We start from the raw sequence: 18,388 nt of genomic DNA, 5'->3' as shown, positions 1-18,388 counted from the left end.
CTGTCACGCTCCCTGATGTTCAATAGAATGGTTCATTGGAATGGTTCATTGGAGAAGTTTGTCGGGAGTTCATCGTGACATCAGTGACGCACTGCCTGCTGCTGTACCTATATCAGCTGTACCAAAGGATTTGACGACCCATGGGTGACATCGCCAGAGAGATTCTGCCAGTCAATATCGAGGACGAACTGAAACAGTCGTATCTCGATTACGCGATGAGCGTGATCATCGGCCGTGCACTGCCTGATGTGCGCGATGGCTTGAAGCCGGTTCATCGGCGTGTGCTGTTCGCGATGCACGAACTGGGCAATGACTGGAACAAGCCGTACAAGAAGTCGGCCCGTGTGGTGGGCGACGTGATCGGTAAGTACCATCCCCACGGGGATAGCGCGGTCTATGACACCATCGTGCGTATGGCTCAGCACTTTTCCATGCGCCATGTGCTGGTGGATGGCCAGGGCAACTTCGGTTCCATCGATGGCGATAGTGCAGCTGCCATGCGTTATACCGAAGTGCGCATGGCCAAGCTGGCCCATGAGCTGCTGGCGGATCTGGAGAAGGATACTGTCGACTGGGTCGACAACTATGACGGTACCGAGCGTATCCCGGATGTGCTGCCGACCAAGGTTCCCAACCTGCTGGTCAATGGTTCGTCGGGTATCGCCGTGGGCATGGCGACCAACATCCCGCCGCACAACATGGTGGAAGTCATCAATGGCTGCTTGGCGCTGATCGACGATTACAGCCTCACCATCGATGACCTGATGGAATATATCCCGGGACCGGATTTCCCCACCGGGGGCATCATCAATGGCCGGGCAGGCATCCTCGAGGCCTATCGCACCGGGCGTGGCCGTATCTATGTGCGTGCCTGCCATACCATCGAGCATGACGACAAGACCGGCCGCGACCACATCATCGTCACTGAATTGCCGTATCAGGTGAACAAGGCGCGCCTGATCGAGAAGATTGCCGAGCTGGTCAAGGACAAGAAGATCGAAGGCATCGCCGAGCTGCGCGATGAGTCCGACAAGGACGGCCTGCGTGTGGTGATCGAGGTCAAGCGCGGCGAAAGTGGCGATGTCGTGGTCAACAACCTGTTCGCCCAGACCCAGCTGCAGAGCGTCTTCGGCATTAATATGGTCGCCCTGGAAGATGGCGAGCCGAAGATAATGAACCTCAAGCAGGTGCTTGAGGCGTTCATTCGCCACCGGCGCGAAGTGGTGACCCGGCGTACGCTCTTCGAACTCAAGAAGGCCCGCGAGCGTGGTCATATTCTTGAAGGCCTTGCCGTTGCCATCTCCAACATCGATGAAGTCATCGAGCTGATCAAGGCCTCACAGAGTGCTGCCGAAGCCAAGGAGCGTCTTCTGACGCGCTCCTGGCAGCCTGGGCAGGTTACCGGAATGCTTGAGCGTGCCGGGGCTACGTCGTGCAAGCCGGAAGATCTGGAAGAAGGCTTCGGCCTGCTCGACAGTGGCAACGAGTACCGCCTGTCACCGGCTCAGGCCCAGGCCATCCTGGAGCTGCGTCTGCACCGCCTGACAGGGCTCGAGACCGAGAAACTGCTGGATGAATACCTTTCCATTCTCGAGCGCATCGCGGAACTGATGGCGATCCTGGCCTCTTCAGAGCGCCTGCTCGAAGTCATTCGCGAAGAGCTGGAGGCGGTTCGTGACCAATTCGGTGACGAGCGTCGCACGGAAATTCAGGCTAGCCGACTGGACTTGTCCATCGAGGACCTGATCGCCGAGGAAGACATGGTGGTGACCGTGTCACGCAGCGGTTATGCCAAGACACAGCCGCTGTCCGACTATCAGGCTCAGCGTCGTGGCGGGCGTGGAAAGTCGGCGACGTCAATGAAGGACGAAGACGTCATCGAGCACCTGCTGGTTGCCTCGACTCACGATACCGTGCTGCTGTTCTCCAACAGGGGCAAGGTCTACTGGCTCAAGGTTTACGAAATGCCTGCGGCCAGCCGTGGTTCTCGCGGCAAGCCGCTGGTCAACCTTCTGCCGCTGGAAGAAGGCGAAGCGATCAATGCCATCATGCCGGTGCATGACTACGATCCGGATTGCTATATCTTCTTCGCCACTGCTCGCGGAACGGTGAAGCGTACCAGTCTTGAGCAGTTCTCTCGTCCACGTAGCGTGGGGCTGATTGCCATCGATCTGGAAGAAGGTGATCGCCTGATCGGTGCCGCCATCACTTCTGGCAGTGACCATGCCATGCTGCTGTCGTCCAATGGCAAGGCAATTCGTTTCGAGGAGACTCAGGTCAGGGCCATGGGGCGTACTGCCCGTGGCGTACGCGGCATGCGTCTGCTCGATGACGCGGAAGTGATTAGTCTGATCATTCCCAAGAGCCTTGAAGTGGATGCCGAAGAGGAAGATGGCGAAGTGGATGGCGAAGCCACGAATGCCGCTGCTGTCGCCAAGGATGGCCAGATATACATCCTTACTGCTAGTGAGAATGGCTATGGCAAGCGCTCTCGCCTCGAGGAGTTTCCTCTACGCGGTCGTGGTGGCCAGGGTGTGATCGCCATGCAGACCAGCGAGCGCAATGGTGCCATGGTTGCTGCGATGCAGGTCTACTCGAGCGACGAGATGATGTTGATCACCGATCGCGGCACGCTGGTACGGACCCGTGTCGAGGAAGTTTCCATCAGCTCCCGTAATACTCAGGGTGTTACCTTGATTCGTCTGAGTGAAGAGGAATCTCTGGTCAAGACCGTGCGTATCGAGGAGCTGGATGAAGACGATAGTGTCGGGGAGGAGCTGGAGAATGATGACGGCGTTGATGTCGATGCTGCCACGGATGCCGCTTCCGAAGGCGCTGCTTCCGGAGATAGTACCCCAGCTAATGATGCCCCAGCTAGCGACTCAGAGGGCGGCAATGCTGACCCGGCCGATGATGACGATGGCCAATAATGAACGGTTCTAGTCCTCGTAAGAAGGACATAGGCTGAGACCCCTGCCTGCGACCCATCTAGTGTCGCAGGCTTCTTGCTTGAAGTGCTGGATGCCTTCGCGCCATGCAGGACATGATGGCTGAAGGCCAAGGCAAAAGACGGATACTGGACACAAATGACACGTCACTTCAATTTCTGCGCGGGCCCTGCTGCCTTGCCTACTGTTGTTCTCGAACGTGCACAGCAGGAAATGCTGGACTACCAGGGCCACGGCCTCTCGGTGATGGAGATGAGCCATCGCTCCAGCGAATATGTGGCGATTGCCGAAAAAGCTGAAGCCGATCTGCGCAGTTTGCTGGCGGTACCGGATAATTACCGCATATTGTTCACCCAGGGTGGGGCGACCCAGCAATTTGCTGCTGTACCTTATAACCTGCTGGGTAACGGTGGCACGGGTAATTACTTCGAGACTGGTATCTGGGGCAAGAAAGCGATCAAGGAAGCTCGGCACTTGTTTGGTGCTGCGCATGTTGCTGCATCCAGTGTCGATTCTGGGAATACTGAAATACCTCGAGAAGAAGCTATCCAGCTCTCTGAGGATGCGGCTTTCCTGCATATCACCACCAATGAAACTATTGGTGGCCTGGCCTTCGATTATACGCCTTGCGCCGTGCGCCCGGATGGTGTGGAAATACCGCTGGTAGCAGACATGTCATCCGATATTCTATCTGGACCATTGGATGTCTCCCGTTATGGGGTGATATATGCCGGCGCTCAGAAGAATATTGGACCGGCAGGGCTTGTCCTGGTGATTGTGCGTGATGATCTTCTCGATCGTGCGCGAAGTGACATGCCGACACTGTTCAGCTATCGCGAGTTGGCCGAGGCTGGTTCCATGATTAACACGCCTGCCACTTATAGCTGGTATCTGGCCGGGTTGGTATTCGAATGGCTCCGGCAGGATATCGGTGGTCTGGAGGCCATGGCAGCAATCAATGCGCGTAAAGCGGCCAAGCTTTATGCCACTATTGATGCAAGTAAACTGTTTAGTAATCCAGTCGCGGAGCGTAACCGCTCGCGGATGAACGTGCCTTTCGTCCTGGCGGATGATCGTCTCGATGCGGATTTCCTGCGTGAAGCGGATGAGGCAGGGCTGTTGAACCTCAAGGGGCATCGCAGTGTTGGCGGTATGCGCGCTAGTCTCTATAACGCAGTGCCGGAGGAAGCAGTGGATGCCCTGGTCACCTTCATGAATGACTTTGAGCAGCGGCGCGGTTGAGTCAAGGCGCAGTTGAATCAGGAAGGAAGCGAGAGGCAAAGATGAGTGATTCCAGCAAGCAGGATCTATCCGCGTTGCGTGAGCGCATCGATGATATTGATGGTGAAATACTGCGCTTGATCAGCGAGCGTGCAGAGTGCGCGCGTGAAGTGGCAGAAACCAAGACCGCCAGTGACCCCAAGGCCGTGTTCTATCGTCCTGAACGTGAGGCGCAGGTGTTGCGTCGAGTGATGGAGCTGAACAAGGGTCCTTTGGACAGTGAAGAGATGGCACGCCTGTTCCGAGAGATCATGTCAGCCTGTCTGGCGCTGGAGCAGCCGATCAAGGTCGCGTACCTGGGCCCGGAAGGGACCTTTACTCAGCAGGCGGCGCTCAAGCACTTTGGTGAAAGTGCCTTGACTCAACCAATGGCTGCCATCGATGAAGTGTTCCGCGAGGTGGAAGCTGGGGCGGTGAATTATGGTGTGGTGCCGGTCGAGAATTCCACGGAGGGGGTGATCAACCATACCCTGGATTCGTTCATGGATTCTTCCTTGCACATCTGTGGCGAGGTGGTGCTGCGCATCCATCATCACCTGCTGGTGGCCGATAATACGCTGAAGGACAAGGTGTCGCGTATCTATTCTCACCCGCAGTCCTTTGCCCAGTGCCGCAAATGGCTAGATGCTCACTTTCCGCATGCGGAGCGCGTGCCTGTATCATCCAATGCCGAAGCCGCACGCCTGGTCAAGTCCGAGTGGCATAGTGCTGCTATCGCGGGAGACATGGCCGCCAAGCTCTATGGGCTGAGTCACATTGCCGAGAAGATCGAGGATCGTCCGGACAATTCCACTCGTTTCCTGATCATTGGCAACCAGGAAGTCCCCATGTCCGGTACCGACAAGACTTCCCTTGTGGTGGCCATGCGTAACCAGCCAGGGGCGCTACATGACCTGCTCGAGCCGTTCCATCGTCACCAGATCGACTTGACGCGTCTCGAAACCCGCCCGTCCCGCACAGGGGTGTGGAACTATGTGTTCTTCATCGACTTTGCCGGCCACATCGACGAGCCGCGGGTGTCGGCAGTGCTTGAAGAAGTGCGCTTGCGCGCTTCTGAAGTAAAAGTGCTTGGCTCATACCCGCAAGGGGTGCTGTGAGGGTGGGGAAGCGTCAACAGGCGGTACAGGAATCTTCGTCTCTCCAGTTGCCACCGACATCTCGGCTGCCGCAATCGTCGCGTATTGTGATCGTTGGCCTGGGCCTGATCGGTGGCTCTCTCGCTGCCGCTCTGCGGCAGGCGAAAGTGGGGCAGCAGGGTGATGATTGCGTCATCCTTGCTTGCGATCCCGATGCTGGTGAAATTCGTCGTGGCATGGACATGGGGCTGATCGACAATGGCTCCACGTGCATGGGGGATGTGCTGGACGCCGCCACGCTCGTGGTGCTGGCAGTGCCGGTGTTGGCCATGTCTTCAGTGATGAAAGCGTTGGCGGGTTATCTGTCGCGTATGGCGCCGGATGTGGTCATCACTGATGTGGGCAGTACCAAGGCGACCATTCGTGAAGCCGCCATTGAGGCATTCGGTGAGTTGCCGGAGCGTCTAGTGCTGGGCCATCCCATTGCCGGCTCCGAGAAAAGTGGTGTGGCAGCATCCAATCCTGATTTGTACCGTGATCACAAGGTCATTCTGACTCCGGAACAGGATACGGACGAAAAGGCACAAAGGCTGGTCGAGACCATGTGGCGCATGACCGGTGCCGAGGTGCTGTACATGGGAGTGGAACGCCACGACCAGGTTCTGGCCCGCACCAGTCATCTGCCGCATCTGCTGGCCTTTTCTCTGGTGGATACTCTGGCGCGCCAGGACGAACGTCTGGAAATCTTCCGCTATGCCGCAGGAGGGTTTCGCGACTTTACCCGAATTGCTGGCAGCGACCCGGTCATGTGGCGCGATATCTTTCAGGCCAATCGTGATGCGGTACTTGATGCTCTAGATGACTTCGAGAACGGCCTGGCAGTATTACGCGAGGCCGTGATACAGGGCGACAGCGATGGCATGCTCGCTACTTTCGACCGGGCTCGCCATGCACGGCACTATTTCGAATCCTTGCTCAATCAGACCAGTTATCAGGCGGAATACCAAATGCAAGAAACAGCCAAGCTGCGTTACCGGGTCGCTCCTGGCGGTAGTGTGACCGGCCGTATTCGTGTACCGGGAGACAAGTCCATTTCCCATCGCTCGATCATGCTCGGTGCTCTTAGTGAAGGGGTGACGGAAGTTTCCGGTTTCCTTGAGGGCGAAGACAGTCTGGCCACACTGCAGGCCTTTCGTGAGATGGGTGTGGCCATTGAAGGCCCGCACCAGGGGCGAGTGACGATTCATGGCGTTGGCATGCGCGGGCTGAAGAAGCCAGCGGGCCCACTTTACGTAGGCAATGCTGGTACGGCGATGCGGTTGTTTGCCGGACTTCTGGCGGGGCAGGAATTCGACACTGAACTGACGGGAGATACTTCCCTCACTCGTCGCCCGATGGGGCGTGTGGCTGATCCTCTGCGTCTGATGGGAGCTGTCATCGAGACCAGTGAAGGCGGGCGTCCTCCGCTCAAGATCAAAGGAGAGCAGCGCCTCAATGGCATTACATACGATATGCCCATGGCCAGTGCCCAGGTGAAGTCTTGCCTGTTGCTGGCCGGCATGTATGCGGATGGAGAAACCCGGGTCCGTGAGCCTGCTCCTACCCGTGATCATACCGAGCGCATGCTGAATGGTTTCGGCTATCCCGTCGAGCGGGAAGGCGACACGTGCTGGTTGCGGGGTGGCGGTAAATTGGTTGCGGCGCCTATCGATGTGCCTTCCGATATTTCTTCGGCGACCTTTTTCCTGGTTGCTGCGGCCATTACTCCGGGATCCGATCTTCTGCTCGAGCATGTGGGGATCAACCCAACGCGTATTGGCGTGATCAATATTCTCAAGGCCATGGGGGCCGATCTGCAATTGGAGAACCTGCGTGAAGTCGGTGGGGAGCCAGTGGCAGATCTACATATCCGCTATGCGCCGCTTAAAGGTATCGATATTCCGCAGGACCAGGTGCCCCTGGCGATTGATGAGTTTCCGGCACTATTTATTGCGGCTGCCAATGCACAGGGAACTACCCGTTTGCGCGGAGCTGAAGAGTTGCGTGTCAAGGAGTCCGACCGCCTGCAGTCGATGGCTGATGGCATGACGATCATTGGTATCGATAATACGCTTTATGATGATGGCATCGATATTGTCGGCAAGGGAGGCGAGGGTGCCAACTATGGCGGCGGCCGTGTCGACAGTCATGAAGATCATCGCATTGCCATGGCCTTTACGATTGCCGGTCTGCGGGCCAGCGCTCCGATAGAGATCGATGACTGTGCCAACGTGGCGACGTCGTTCCCGACCTTTGTCGAATTAACCCAGAAAGTAGGGTTGAGCCTCGAAGAGGTCCGCTATGACTGATTCCCGATCCTCCATTCCAGTGCTGACCATTGATGGCCCGGGCGGGGCCGGCAAGGGCACCATCAGCCGCTTGATCGCCGAGCGTCTTGGCTGGCATCTGCTGGATAGCGGCTGTCTATATCGCCTTACTGCACTCGCTGCGCTGCGCAAGAACGTTGCCCTGGACGATGAGGCGATGCTGGCACAGCTCGCTACTGGGCTGGATGTGGAATTTCGGGTGGCAGGAGCAGTGACCGCGGTATTGCTTGAAGGGGATGAGGTCGGCCAGGAAATTCGCACGGAAAAGGTGGGTGACTGCGCTTCTCGAGTTGCTGCTCTGCCGGCAGTGCGTACAGCGCTGCTGCAACGCCAGCGCGACTTCCGCCTCTCTCCAGGGCTGGTGGCGGATGGGCGTGATATGGGGACTGTTGTGTTCACCGATGCTACGCTGAAAATCTTCCTGACAGCCAGTGCCGAGGAAAGGGCCCGTCGCCGCTATCTCCAGTTGCGAGAAGCCGGCGTGGATGCTAGTCTATCGAGTCTTTTAAGAGAGATTCAGGCCCGCGATGCGCGTGATACACAACGCAGCGTGGCTCCATTGGTAGCAGCTGATGATGCCATCGAGCTGGATACCACTAGCCTGAGCATACCGGAAGTGGTTGATCAGCTTGAGGAATTGCTGGCCCAAAAAGGGCTGGTCTCGAGCACCTGACAACCCTTGCGGAGTCCCCGGTCAGATGTCACGGCGTGCCCGAGTCCTTGGATAGTCGGAAAGCTCGGTCAGGTCCAACCAGCGTCAACGTCCCCGGGGGTTATCGGAAAATGGCCCGCACTCGCTGGTGGTGCGGAGAAGCGGCCCTGCCGCACTCAACGTTGATCTCGTAGGAACATCATGAGCGAAAGCTTTGCTGAACTGTTTGAACAATCTCTCCAGGACATCAACATGGAGCCGGGCGCCATCGTCGCGGCTACTGTTGTCGATATTGAAGGTGACTGGGTTACCGTCAATGCCGGCCTGAAGTCCGAAGGTCAGATCCCTGCTGCGCAATTCCGTGACGACAGTGGTGAGCTGACTATTGCCGTCGGCGACGAAGTGCATGTTGCGCTCGAAGCTGTGGAAGACGGCTTTGGTGAAACCCGCCTGTCTCGCGAGAAGGCCAAGCGTGCCGAAGCGTGGAAGGTGCTGGAAGCTGCCTTCGAGAAAGAAGAGATCGTCAAGGGCGTGATCAACGGCAAGGTCAAGGGCGGCTTCACTGTTGATGTCGACTCCATCCGTGCCTTCCTGCCGGGTTCCCTGGTCGACGTTCGTCCGGTTCGCGATACTGCGCACCTGGAGAACAAAGAGCTGGACTTCAAGGTCATCAAGCTTGATCCGAAGCGCAACAACGTCGTAGTTTCCCGTCGTGCGGTTCTCGAAGCCGAGAACAGTGCCGAGCGTGAAGCGCTGCTGGCAACTCTGCAGGAAGGTCAGCAGATCACCGGTATCGTCAAGAACCTGACTGACTACGGTGCCTTCGTTGATCTGGGCGGTGTCGATGGCCTGCTGCACATCACCGACATGGCCTGGAAGCGTATCAAGCATCCGAGCGAGATCGTTGCCGTTGGCGATGAGATCAACGTCAAGGTGCTGAAGTTCGACCGTGAGCGCAACCGCGTTTCTCTGGGTCTGAAGCAGCTGGGCGAAGATCCGTGGGTCAACATCAAGGATCGTTACCCGGAAGGCACCAAGGTGCACGCTCGTGTCACCAACCTCACCGACTACGGCTGCTTTGCCGAGCTGGAAGAGGGTGTCGAGGGTCTGGTTCACGTCTCTGAAATGGACTGGACCAACAAGAACATCCATCCGTCCAAGGTTGTCCAGGTTGGCGACGATGTGGACGTCATGGTTCTGGATATCGACGAAGAGCGTCGTCGTATCTCCCTGGGTATCAAGCAGTGCACCGCTAACCCGTGGGAAACCTTCAACGGCCAGTTCAACAAGGGCGATCGCGTTGCTGGTACCATCAAGTCCATTACCGACTTTGGTATCTTCATCGGCCTGGACGGTGGCATCGATGGTCTGGTTCATCTGTCCGACATCTCCTGGACCGAGACTGGCGAAGAGGCTGTGCGTTCCTTCAAGAAGGGCGACGAAGCTGAGGCCGTCATTCTGTCCATCGATCCGGAGCGTGAGCGCATCTCCCTGGGTATCAAACAGCTCGACAGCGACCCGGTCGCTGAGTTCCTGGCTGTAAATGACAAAGGCGCCATCGTGACTGGCCGTGTTGTCGAAGTTGATGCCAAGGAAGCTCACGTTGAGCTGGCGACTGACGTCATCGCAGTGCTGAAGGCTTCTGAAATCAGCGCTGATCGCGTTGAAGATGCCCGTAACGTGCTGAACGAAGGCGATAGCGTTGAAGCTCGCATTGTTGGCGTCGATCGCAAGAATCGCCAGATCACCTTGTCTGTCAAGGCCAAGGATCAGGACGATACTCGCCGCAGCATGAGCAAACTGCGTGAGCAGGAAGTCGAAGTTGGTGGTCCGACCACCATCGGTGACCTGATCAAGCAGCAGATGGGTCAGGACTAAGTCTTGGCTCTCTGAGGTAGAAGGTATGGGTTGGAAATGTAAATAGCATTCTTCGATTCGTAGTTCTGCCTGAAGATTAAAACGCCGCTCCTCTTGGAGCGGCGTTTTTGTATGTTATCAATTTGTTCATGTCATATAGTCCTGGCACATATCTGAACGCTTCAAGGAACAAATACTTCTCCGCATAGTCATACAGTTGCCGAAAAACTAACAATGGTTATTGTTGGTTGAGATTGTCTGGATGTATGAGGTTGCCAATATTAACGTTAGAGGCAATAATACTTGTGCATTCCTGAATAAATTCTAAGGTTGAGTAATATGTCGTCACTTCTGAATGATTACATGCAGATGGAGCAGCAGCTCGAGCAGCTCAGAACGCGCCTCGAGAAACTGCAGAATGATGATCGCCTGAAGGCCGAGCTTGAGTTCAAGGATAAGCTTGAGTCTTTGATGAGTGAATTTGGCAAAAGCACTGCTGATGTCATTGCGCTGCTTGATCCATCGTCCCGTTCTACATCTGGCAAAGCCGCGCCTGCCTCTGATGGCCGTCGTAAGCGCAAGCTGAAAATCTACAAGAACCCGAACAGCGGTGAGGTCGTGGAAACCCGTGGTGGTAACCACAAGACCCTGAAAGCCTGGAAGGAAGAGCACGGTGCTGATACCGTAGAGTCCTGGCTGGTGCGTGTAGAAGAGTAATTCGCACCTGGTCTCCAGGAAGTGGTAAAATGGCCGCGCCCCGCGGCCATTTTGATTTGCCCCTGTCAGATCCCTGCACAACTCGTATCATCTGCGAGCGACGTGCCTCTCTAGGGCATTTCTAGCGTATAAATAATCAGGCTGCATATGGCTTGTAATGCTGATACGGCACTTCGGCTATTTTTTCAGGCATGCTCTTTTGGACATTAATATGTTCCCAATTGACGACATGTCGTTAACGGCAAGTAACAAATGAAATCACAGAGCTTTCAGAAGCCTATGGATGAGCGTGAAAAACTGCGTCGGTTCCGTGAACTGGACGATGCCTTTGCGGAAGCGCTGCGTGGTCTAGATAACCCTTCTCAAGCTGCCAAGATTCCGACCGGTCCCCCCGTGCGTTCGCTGGCAGACCTGGAAGCAGAAGAAACGCAGCGTGTGGAAGAAGAGGCCAATCGCCGCTTCGAGGAGCGTTTGCGCACTCTGATGCAAGAATATTCGCTGCAGCCTAAAGACGTTGCGCGTTTGCTTGAGACATTGAAAAGTCAGGGACGTGTTGCCTGATACATCTCAGGGGATGTCACTGACGATAGCGATAGACTCGCAGGCTTGGTAGAAACATTTCGTCTTCCAGGCGCTCATCGCTGCGCCGAGCCCTTTTTCGTTCCACTGGAGGGGATGAAGGAGGGATATTGTGGTCAGGCAGTTTTCCCGAAGGACAGGGGACGAGCAGAGGTAGCGCCACATTGAGCGCACGCCGGGTCTTGCCATTGGCCAAGGGCTCGGCAAAAAACAGATTGGCCCGCATGAGTGGCGCCTGGCGCTGTACTTGCGCCAAGGGCTCTTGTGACGGAATGCCTGCCAAGCGTTTCAATTGAATGCGAATGTGGTCGGCTGCATTGTCCAGTGCCATCAAGCGACGTTCAGCTTCTGCCACACTCAGGCGTGTAATGGAGCGGCCACTGCTGTACCAGGCTAGACGGACTTTCGCCACGGGAGCTTCGGCGATAGGCAGTGCACGCCAGCACTGCTTGAGATGCAGGCGTGCCAAGCCGGTACCCTTGAGGTGAGTGTGAAGTTCGGGGTGGCGAAAGGGAATCACCGCCTTGATTTCGGGAACAAGAGTCGGTGCTTCCTTGCGAATATCAGCTAGTACCTTGGCAAAATCTGCCTTGGCTGTATTGACTGCGCAGGCCTTCTTCAAGGTGGCTTCATTTACTGCGACCAGGCCGATATGGCTGCGGGTCGCACGACCATCCTGGCCATCTTCATACCAGACGTCACTCAAGACATGCTTGAGCCATTTGGCATCGACGCCCTGTGGCTGATCAAAAGACCAGGCAGGCAGCCCCGAGGCTTGCCATGCGTCGACCATTTCCTCCACACCTTCAACGATATGATCGAAGTGGCGTTCCAACTCCGCCAGGAGGCGATACGCCGGTGTGGCAATATGAGCGCTCATGGCGTCTTCAGTCATTGAGATGTTGGTCCCGCTCTGCTTGCGCTACCCATTCATCTATGCTGGTTTCATCCATCGCTGGTTCTCCGGCAATGCGGTGTGTGCCATCTGCCCAGGCTCCAAGGTCTAGTAAGCGACAGCGTTTGCTGCAGAAGGGGCGGTAGGGATTGTCCTGGCTCCAGGCGACGCGTTTCTTGCATTGCGGGCAGGCGACTTCCAAGGGGCGCTTTCCGCTCTCATGACTCATCAGAGGTTTTTTCCTTTGCCAGGTTGCTGATATGGAGGTGTGCCCAGTTTGCTTGCTCGACACCGGGTGTTCAGTACCAGACGATCGGTGCTTGCATTGCCAATACTGGAGGGCTTGCCTATTAGGATGACCCATCACCGGCGATTGGGCAAAACGTTGTCGCTGGCCAATTGGCGATAGCGTTGGTCGAGCATCCTGACTTGTGCCTCAAGACTTGCAAGGTCGCCATCATTGACAATGACATCATCGGCTCGGGACAAGCGCTCCTGACGCGACATCTGGGCAGCAAGAATGGCCTTGGCCTGTGCCTCATCGACATTGTCCCGGGCGGTAGTGCGAGAGATCTGGAGTCTTTCAGGAATATCAATAACGAGGGTTCGATCGACCAGTGCCGATTGTCCGGACTCAAACAGAAGTGGTGATACCAGCAGCACATAGGGGCTGCCTTGAAGTTGTAGTTCGCGCAAGTGTGACACTATGCGTGCACGAATACGTGGATGTGTCACGCTTTCCAGCCAGCGGCGCTGTTCTGGATCTGCGAAAACGATAGCGCGTAGAGCGGCCCTGTCGAGGCTGCCGTCACTGTTGAGGATGTTCGAGCCATAGCGTGCGACGATGTCTGCCAGCGCAGGTGTTCCTGGCTTGACGACTTCTCGAGCAACATCGTCGGCATCCACCCAGCCAATGCCCAGTTGGCCGAAGGCTCTGGCAACTGTCGATTTCCCCGAGGCGATTCCGCCTGTCATTCCTATGATCATGCGTGCTGTTCCACTGCGGGGCCTGCTATTGAGGCGCTCTGGATTAAGCGTTGTGAAGAAACGCAAACATTTCAACTATAACGGCCTGATAGCGGGTCATTATCTCATTGCCTGCAAGCAGTTCCAGCCATCCGGCCAATGCGAGCCAGGGGCCAAAGGGAAAAGGTTTGCCCCGTGACTGCGGTACCATGAGTTGAACCAGAAGGGCACAGCATATACCGCCAATAGTAGCCATTGTCATGAGGAGAGGAAGGCTTTGCCAGCCTGCCCAGGCGCCTAATGCAGCAAACAGCTTGACGTCTCCCATCCCCAGCCCGTCATGACCATTGAGCCAACGATACGATGCTGCGAAACACCATGTTACTCCATAGCCCGCGAGGACCGCGATGATAGCAGAGAGGAGTGCTTCTGGATGGAAAGTGCACTGAAAGGCGAGACCGGCTCCCAGTAATGGTAATGTCAGAAGGTTCGGCAGCAGCAAGGTATAAAAATCAATAATCGCCAGTGCCAATAACATGAGTTCCGCTGCGTATATCCATGCGGCTTCCAGGGAAGCTCCTTGGGTCATGACAGTGACTGTTGCCAGACCGCAGGCTCCTACCATGCTCAATGGCCATACTCGGTAATAGGGTGTGTGGCAGGGAGTGTGTTTGCCAATCCAGGATTGAGCACCAAGCGCGACCACGGCTCCGCATGGCAGACCGCACAGGGCGATAAGTGCCAGGTTATCTATCTCCATGTTTCTAAGGCCGTGTCTTCAAAAGCCATGTTTGCAAAATTCATGTGTTCTAGCTTGAGGCTGTTCAAGCTGAAATTTTCCAGGTCGAAGCTTTTGAGTCTGACGTTTTCCAGACCAAAGCTTTCAGCGTTAAGTTGCTGTAGATGGAGTGCTATCACTGTGGGCGTCCTTGGCGTGATAGGACCATTATTGAGTGGTAGGGTGTCACGAGCACTGACTTTGGTCTAAACTCATCCCCTTTTTTCCGATCAGGTAGGCGACATGACTCAGACGCTCGGACCAGTGATGCTCGATCTTGATGGCCCGGAACTGACGGCTGAAGAGTGCGATATGCTCCAGCATCCGGCGGTGGGCGGCGTGATTCTGTTTGCACGCAATACTCTTGAAGCGGCCCAGGTCAGAGAGCTGTGTAGTTCGATTCGTGAAGCAAGGCCTGGCCTGTTGCTGGGCATCGACCAGGAGGGAGGGCGGGTACAGCGCCTCAAGGATGGCGTGACTCGTATTCCCCCGATGGCTCGCCTTGGGCAGGAATATCGCGCAGCACCTGAAGTGGCCTTGCGGCTGTGCCAGGATGCAGGCTGGTTGTTGGGAATGGAAATGGCGGCCTGCGGTCTTGACCTGAGCTTTGCCCCGGTACTGGATGTTGACGTAGGACTGTCGTCAGTGATTGGTAATCGCAGCTTTGCTGATTGTCCCGAGACAGTAGCGACGCTGGCTGGTGCTTTTCTGGACGGCCTGCACGAAGCAGGCATGGTAGGCGTTGGCAAGCATTTCCCAGGACATGGCGGTGTTGCTACGGATACTCATCACGATATGGCCGTGGATGAGCGTGATCTTGATGCATTGCGTTCCAGTGACCTGGTGCCATTCACGAAACTGGCTTCGCGTCTAGATGCCGTGATGCCGGCACATGTCGTGTATCCCGCCTTTGACTCGCGTCCGGCAGGATTCTCGCCTTCCTGGCTGGGTATGCTGCGAGAAAGTCTGGGATTCAAGGGCGTGATATTTTCTGATGATCTGACCATGGCGGGGGCCCATGTGGCTGGCGGGCCGGCCGAGCGGGCTCAGGCAGCCCTGGATGCTGGCTGCGACATAGTGCTGATCTGCAATGATCGACCTGCTGCCCGTGAAGTGCTGGCTGCCTGTGAAGGCATGACCTCGAAACGAGCTTCCCGCCTTCGCTATGGCCGGGCACGTCCTGATCTGGATGCCCTGACCGCGCTTGGCCGTTGGAGACGTGTCCATGCGCGACTGGAAGCGATGAACGCTTCCTGATCTGCAGGGAAATCCACCACTCATCCGTGCTTTATATATTGGCTGGTGACATTAGCTGCTGGTCTGCCAAGTGTGCATACCTTTGGTGGAAATGGCCATTTAGGTATCGAGTGCGAGAGGAGTCAGAGAGTTTCCCTGTTTCTGATGATGATTGATTGATGAATGAGCTCCTTTATGCCGAAACTTGATCCCGTGCACAGTGCCTCCCTCGATGACATGCGAGATGTCATGGATAACGCTGATTGCTTGATCAGTCACGACGAAGTTGAGCGTGCCCTTGATCGCATGGCGGATGAGATTACGCGCGATCTAGGCGATAAGCTGCCTGTGTTCTATTGCGTCATGAATGGCGGCTTGATCACGACAGGCCACTTGCTGCCGCGTCTGGGCTTCCCGTTGGAAGTCGATTATCTGCATGCCACCCGCTATCGAGGCAAGACTCGTGGTGGGGAGTTGTTCTGGCGCGTATCTCCAGAAATTCCCATGGCAGGTCGCCACGTCGTGATTGTCGATGACATTCTGGATGAAGGTGCCACTTTGGCTGCGATTCTCGAATACTGCCGCGAGGCAGGCGCGAAGAGCGTGTCCACTGCGGTGCTGGTGGACAAGAGCCATGATCGCAAGGCCGTGCCTGGGCTCAAGGCGGATTATTGCAGCCTCGAAGTCGCGGATCGTTATGTCTTCGGCTTCGGTATGGATTACAAGGGGTATTGGCGGAATGCCCCAGGGATCTTCGCTCCGAAGGGGATGTGATTCACGCTCTGCAAGAGCTGTAAGCCATAAGCCATAAGCCATAAGCCATAAGCCATAAGCCATAAGCCATAAGCCATAAGCCATAAGCCATAAGCCATAAGCCATAAGCCATAAGCTTTAAGCCATAAGCTTTAAGCTTTAAGCCACGAGCCGTAAGCCATAAGCTTGAAGCGATAAGTGAAAGCCTCTGCATTCAAGCTGCAGGGGCTTTCTCGTGAGATGTCATGTGTTGCATGGAGCCAGGCCACGACAGGATACTGCTGGCTTACCGCTTACCGCTTACCGCTTACCGCTTACCGCTTACCGCTTACCGCTTACCGCTTACCGCTTACCGCTTACCGCTTACCGCTTACCGCTTACCGCTTACCGCTTACCGCTTACCGCTTACCGCTTACCGCTTACCGCTTACCGCTTACCGCTTACCGCTTACCGCTTACCGCTTACCGCTTACCGCTTACCGCTTACCGCTTACCGCTTACCGCTTACCGCTTACCGCATGTGCATTGCTATAACCCCAACTCTTGGCTGGCCTGCTGGCGCATCTTGAATTTCTGGATTTTTCCCGTCACCGTCATCGGGAAGGCCTCGACGAATTTTATATAACGCGGGATCTTGTAGTGGGCAATCCTGCCTTGGCAGAAGTCCTTGAGTTCGTCTTCGGTCAGATAGCTCCCTTCTACCAGCTTGACCCAGGCCATCACTTCTTCGCCGTACTTCTGGTCCGGTACGCCGATGACCTGAACATCGGAGATTGCCTCGTGGGTATAAAGGAAGTCCTCGATTTCCCGGGGATAGATATTCTCGCCACCACGAATGATCATGTCCTTGATACGGCCGACGATAGAGACATAACCTTCATCATCCATGGTGGCCAGGTCCCCGGTATGCATCCAGCCTGAGCCGTCAATGGCCTTGTCCGTTGCCTCTCTGTTGTTCCAATAGCCGACCATGACGCTATAGCCTCGGGTGCATAATTCTCCTGTCTGTCCTCGGGGAACAACGGCGCCTGTTTCCGGGCTGATCAGCTTCACTTCAAGGTGAGGGTGGATGGTGCCCACTGTCGTCACGCGTTTTTCGAGTGCAGCCTCAGTGGTGGTCTGAAGGCTCACAGGACTGGTTTCGGTCATGCCATAGCAGATGGTGACGTCCTTCATGTGCATACGCTCAATGACCTTGCGCATCACTTCGATAGGGCAAATGGAGCCCGCCATGATGCCGGTCCTCAACGTGGACAGGTCGAATGTGTCGAAACTGGGGTGCTCGAGCTCGGCTATGAACATGGTAGGGACGCCGTATAGAGCGGTGGCCTTTTCCTCGCAGACGCTTAGCAAGGTGGCTTCAGGGTCGAAGCCATCGCCGGGATAGATCATGCAGGTGCCATGGGTGACGCAACCGAGATTACCCATGACCATGCCAAAGCAGTGGTAGAGAGGAACGGGAATGACCATACGGTCCTGTTCGCTCAGATTCATGGTCCTGCCCACGAACAGCCCGTTGTTGAGAATGTTGTGGTGTGACAGCGTCGCGCCCTTTGGGGCACCGGTAGTGCCAGAGGTGTATTGAATGTTGATGGGATCATCGAACTGGAGCGTGTCCTGCAGGCTGGCCAGTTCCTCTGCACTGACCTCGTGGCCTCGTTCCAGCATCTTGTCCCATACGTTCATGCCAGGAAGTGCACGGGTAGTATCGAGACAGATGACCCGTTTGAGCTCGGGCAGTCGGGCCAGTTTCAATGGTGCCGCATCTTGTATTTCATTCAGTTCCGGGGCCAGCTCGGCAAGAATGGCGACATAGTCGGAAGTCTTGAAAGCCCCCTGCAGGATGAGCGTGGATGTGCCTGACTGGTTGAGCGCATATTCCAGCTCGTGAGAGCGATAGCTGGGGTTGATGTTGACCAATATGGCGCCGATCTTGGCAGTGGCGAACTGGGTGATGGTCCATTCGGCGCAATTGGGAGACCAGATACCTACGCGATCGCCTTTCCGTACCCCCATGGCCAGCAGCCCCCGGGCAGCCTGATTGACGCTGCTTTGCAATTCGCGCCAGGTATACCTGAGCCCCTGGTGACGACTGATCAAGGCATCTCGATCCGGAAAGCGCGCAACCGTATCATCGAAGCAGTCGCCAATGGTCTGGCCCTTGAGTGGAAGATCGCTGGTGCCGCTGACGTAACTGAGCGAGGGGGTCTGGCGTGTCATCTTGGTTCTCGTCCTGTTGTTGCTGATCATGTAAGGGAGGTTGTTGTTATTCTCAATCGTGTCGT

At 56.0% G+C, this 18,388-nt stretch carries 15 protein-coding genes; 10 read left to right on the top strand and 5 right to left on the bottom strand.

Annotated elements, in window-relative coordinates; translation table 11 throughout:
* Positions 1–140 precede the first annotated feature (140 nt).
* The 8 genes from gyrA to E4T21_RS10980 all read left to right on the top strand — a co-directional run bounded on the left by gyrA (position 141) and on the right by E4T21_RS10980 (position 11,458).
* Positions 141–2,930: a DNA gyrase subunit A gene (gene gyrA / locus E4T21_RS11015; RefSeq protein ID WP_149285028.1), complete on the top strand. Its 2,790-nt coding sequence runs from the start codon at positions 141–143 to the stop codon at positions 2,928–2,930.
* Positions 2,931–3,086: 156 nt separating this feature from the next.
* Positions 3,087–4,190 (top strand): 3-phosphoserine/phosphohydroxythreonine transaminase, encoded by a 1,104-nt coding sequence (gene serC / locus E4T21_RS11010; RefSeq protein WP_149285027.1) that lies wholly within the window; start codon positions 3,087–3,089, stop codon positions 4,188–4,190.
* A gap of 41 nt (positions 4,191–4,231) precedes the next feature.
* Positions 4,232–5,326 (top strand): prephenate dehydratase, encoded by a 1,095-nt coding sequence (gene pheA, locus E4T21_RS11005; RefSeq protein WP_149285026.1) that lies wholly within the window; start codon positions 4,232–4,234, stop codon positions 5,324–5,326.
* Positions 5,327–5,391: 65 nt separating this feature from the next.
* Positions 5,392–7,653 carry a bifunctional prephenate dehydrogenase/3-phosphoshikimate 1-carboxyvinyltransferase gene (locus E4T21_RS11000; protein WP_149287157.1) on the top strand — a complete coding sequence of 754 codons (2,262 nt, stop codon included), beginning with the start codon at positions 5,392–5,394 and terminating at the stop codon, positions 7,651–7,653.
* The gene (cmk, locus tag E4T21_RS10995; RefSeq protein WP_149285025.1) at positions 7,646–8,344 is read left to right on the top strand and encodes a (d)CMP kinase; all 699 of its coding nucleotides are present in this window, start codon (positions 7,646–7,648) and stop codon (positions 8,342–8,344) included. Before E4T21_RS11000 ends, cmk begins: the two co-directional genes overlap by 8 nt.
* Before the next feature lie 180 nt (positions 8,345–8,524).
* Positions 8,525–10,201: a 30S ribosomal protein S1 gene (gene rpsA / locus E4T21_RS10990; protein WP_149285024.1), complete on the top strand. Its 1,677-nt coding sequence runs from the start codon at positions 8,525–8,527 to the stop codon at positions 10,199–10,201.
* Between the two features lie 318 nt (positions 10,202–10,519).
* Complete coding sequence (locus E4T21_RS10985; RefSeq protein WP_149285023.1) at positions 10,520–10,897, top strand: histone-like nucleoid-structuring protein, MvaT/MvaU family; 378 nt, start codon at positions 10,520–10,522, stop codon at positions 10,895–10,897.
* A 252-nt stretch (positions 10,898–11,149) separates the two neighbouring features.
* The gene (locus E4T21_RS10980; protein WP_149285022.1) at positions 11,150–11,458 is read left to right on the top strand and encodes a hypothetical protein; all 309 of its coding nucleotides are present in this window, start codon (positions 11,150–11,152) and stop codon (positions 11,456–11,458) included.
* Between the two features lie 16 nt (positions 11,459–11,474).
* Here the strand turns inward: E4T21_RS10980 and E4T21_RS10975 are convergent, their stop codons facing one another.
* The 4 genes from E4T21_RS10975 to E4T21_RS10960 all read right to left on the bottom strand — a co-directional run bounded on the left by E4T21_RS10975 (position 11,475) and on the right by E4T21_RS10960 (position 13,926).
* The gene (locus tag E4T21_RS10975) at positions 11,475–12,356 is read right to left on the bottom strand and encodes a DNA replication terminus site-binding protein (RefSeq protein ID WP_240349101.1); all 882 of its coding nucleotides are present in this window, start codon (positions 12,354–12,356) and stop codon (positions 11,475–11,477) included.
* 7 nt (positions 12,357–12,363) lie between these two features.
* Positions 12,364–12,600, bottom strand: coding sequence for a DNA gyrase inhibitor YacG (gene yacG / locus E4T21_RS10970; RefSeq protein ID WP_149285020.1), 237 nt, complete (start codon positions 12,598–12,600; stop codon positions 12,364–12,366).
* Between the two features lie 134 nt (positions 12,601–12,734).
* Positions 12,735–13,358 carry a dephospho-CoA kinase gene (gene coaE, locus E4T21_RS10965; RefSeq protein WP_149285019.1) on the bottom strand — a complete coding sequence of 208 codons (624 nt, stop codon included), beginning with the start codon at positions 13,356–13,358 and terminating at the stop codon, positions 12,735–12,737.
* A gap of 43 nt (positions 13,359–13,401) precedes the next feature.
* Positions 13,402–13,926, bottom strand: coding sequence for a prepilin peptidase (locus E4T21_RS10960; RefSeq protein ID WP_187774975.1), 525 nt, complete (start codon positions 13,924–13,926; stop codon positions 13,402–13,404).
* A 432-nt stretch (positions 13,927–14,358) separates the two neighbouring features.
* On the opposite strand from E4T21_RS10960, the gene nagZ reads away from it, so the two are divergent.
* Positions 14,359–15,372 carry a beta-N-acetylhexosaminidase gene (gene nagZ, locus E4T21_RS10955; RefSeq protein WP_149285017.1) on the top strand — a complete coding sequence of 338 codons (1,014 nt, stop codon included), beginning with the start codon at positions 14,359–14,361 and terminating at the stop codon, positions 15,370–15,372.
* Between the two features lie 174 nt (positions 15,373–15,546).
* A complete protein-coding gene (locus E4T21_RS10950) occupies positions 15,547–16,125 on the top strand; it encodes a hypoxanthine-guanine phosphoribosyltransferase (RefSeq protein WP_149285016.1) in 579 nt (192 codons plus the stop codon).
* Between the two features lie 506 nt (positions 16,126–16,631).
* Here E4T21_RS10950 and E4T21_RS10945 read toward each other — a convergent pair.
* Positions 16,632–18,323: an AMP-binding protein gene (locus E4T21_RS10945; RefSeq protein WP_149285015.1), complete on the bottom strand. Its 1,692-nt coding sequence runs from the start codon at positions 18,321–18,323 to the stop codon at positions 16,632–16,634.
* Between the last annotated feature and the right edge of the window lie 65 nt (positions 18,324–18,388).

It is taken from the genome of Halomonas binhaiensis (assembly GCF_008329985.2).
GTDB classification, from domain to species: domain Bacteria; phylum Pseudomonadota; class Gammaproteobacteria; order Pseudomonadales; family Halomonadaceae; genus Halomonas; species Halomonas binhaiensis.
This window is presented reverse-complemented; position numbering and strand designations above follow the sequence as displayed.

What these genes read in the sequence shown, in the direction of transcription:
- nagZ (WP_149285017.1), top strand. Translation starts at nt 14,359, where the DNA reads ATGACTCAGACGCTCGGACCAGTGATGCTCGATCTTGATGGCCCGGAA.
- E4T21_RS10960 (WP_187774975.1), bottom strand. Translation starts at nt 13,926, where the DNA reads ATGACCCAAGGAGCTTCCCTGGAAGCCGCATGGATATACGCAGCGGAA.
- yacG (WP_149285020.1), bottom strand. Translation starts at nt 12,600, where the DNA reads ATGAGTCATGAGAGCGGAAAGCGCCCCTTGGAAGTCGCCTGCCCGCAA.
- E4T21_RS10945 (WP_149285015.1), bottom strand. Translation starts at nt 18,323, where the DNA reads ATGACACGCCAGACCCCCTCGCTCAGTTACGTCAGCGGCACCAGCGAT.
- E4T21_RS10980 (WP_149285022.1), top strand. Translation starts at nt 11,150, where the DNA reads ATGAAATCACAGAGCTTTCAGAAGCCTATGGATGAGCGTGAAAAACTG.
- coaE (WP_149285019.1), bottom strand. Translation starts at nt 13,358, where the DNA reads ATGATCATAGGAATGACAGGCGGAATCGCCTCGGGGAAATCGACAGTT.
- cmk (WP_149285025.1), top strand. Translation starts at nt 7,646, where the DNA reads ATGACTGATTCCCGATCCTCCATTCCAGTGCTGACCATTGATGGCCCG.
- E4T21_RS10985 (WP_149285023.1), top strand. Translation starts at nt 10,520, where the DNA reads ATGTCGTCACTTCTGAATGATTACATGCAGATGGAGCAGCAGCTCGAG.
- rpsA (WP_149285024.1), top strand. Translation starts at nt 8,525, where the DNA reads ATGAGCGAAAGCTTTGCTGAACTGTTTGAACAATCTCTCCAGGACATC.
- serC (WP_149285027.1), top strand. Translation starts at nt 3,087, where the DNA reads ATGACACGTCACTTCAATTTCTGCGCGGGCCCTGCTGCCTTGCCTACT.
- E4T21_RS10950 (WP_149285016.1), top strand. Translation starts at nt 15,547, where the DNA reads ATGCCGAAACTTGATCCCGTGCACAGTGCCTCCCTCGATGACATGCGA.
- pheA (WP_149285026.1), top strand. Translation starts at nt 4,232, where the DNA reads ATGAGTGATTCCAGCAAGCAGGATCTATCCGCGTTGCGTGAGCGCATC.
- E4T21_RS10975 (WP_240349101.1), bottom strand. Translation starts at nt 12,356, where the DNA reads ATGAGCGCTCATATTGCCACACCGGCGTATCGCCTCCTGGCGGAGTTG.
- gyrA (WP_149285028.1), top strand. Translation starts at nt 141, where the DNA reads ATGGGTGACATCGCCAGAGAGATTCTGCCAGTCAATATCGAGGACGAA.